1 protein-coding gene is annotated in these 945 nt (G+C 36.5%); it reads right to left on the bottom strand.

The genetic code is table 11. The features are described 5' to 3' along the window. Nucleotides 1-855, bottom strand: an 855-nt coding sequence (locus tag D0T56_RS16540) for a phage integrase SAM-like domain-containing protein (protein WP_163321269.1), incomplete at its 3' end; no start/stop codon positions are given. Nucleotides 856-945 lie beyond the last annotated feature (90 nt).

The following is a 945-nucleotide window of genomic DNA, read 5'->3' as shown; positions in this document are numbered from 1 at the left end:
AATATTCGCCATGCCACCGGTATAAAAACTGAATAAGAACAAATCGATATGGAATTGTTCCAAATCAGAAAAAGAACTTTTATCCATTTCTTCTATTTGTTCAATAATAGAATAAGGGATTGTTTTAGGTGTCGTCTTTCTATTCCTTTTGTAATGCTGCTTAACACACAGGAAAATGGATGTATCAATATCAGGTTGTCCCATTTTTGCAGAATAATAAAATACTCCATAAAATTGCCTTACCCGTTCATTAACACCTCCTTTGTTTCCTCTTTTTGCTCCCCGTTCCTGTAAATACAATACATAATCAAGCAAAAACTGTTCGTCAATATCCCTGAAGTAATAAGTAGAGAAGCTGCGATTATATACTTCTTTGGTAAAATCCCGCAAAGTGTATCTGCAATAGTGATAGTTTCTTGCTGTAGAGGCGCTACTGATAACCTTACCATTTTTGAACCTTTTCCTATTTTTCATGTCTTCAATAATTATATCGAAGCATTTGGAAATAGTTAGAACTTTTACTTTTTCTGGTTTACTCTCGGCCGCAACCGGACCTTTTTTGCTTTCGAAGCAGTGCGACCACTGGATGGGCGACCATTCTTTTCCTTCTTTCTCCCAACTTTCAGCCACTGAGAGATACTTTACTTTTAAATCTAAGAGCTCCTGATTCTTGCTAACGCTATCGCTGCTTTTGGCTTTGAAAGACTGGGTTTTCTGATCCCAGTCTTTGTAAAGCCCTGTAATGGATAGTACTTTCGGTGTTCGGTTATAACCGGTACGAAAAAGAATCATTTCAATTTTAGCCAACCTTTTGTCTTTGGGGTTTGGCATCCCTTTAAAATTAACAGAGAACATACGCTAGTTCATTGTTTAAGCGCCCTTGTTTAATCTTAATTAGGCTTACATAACTCCTTACATATAACTCTAAAGATTAGGGTGAACTTT

The sequence above is a fragment of the Dysgonomonas sp. 520 genome (genome assembly GCF_010501095.1).
In the GTDB taxonomy this organism is placed as follows: domain Bacteria; phylum Bacteroidota; class Bacteroidia; order Bacteroidales; family Dysgonomonadaceae; genus QVMP01.
The sequence above is the reverse complement of the archived record's forward strand: the minus strand, read 5'-3'. Positions and strand labels throughout refer to the sequence as shown.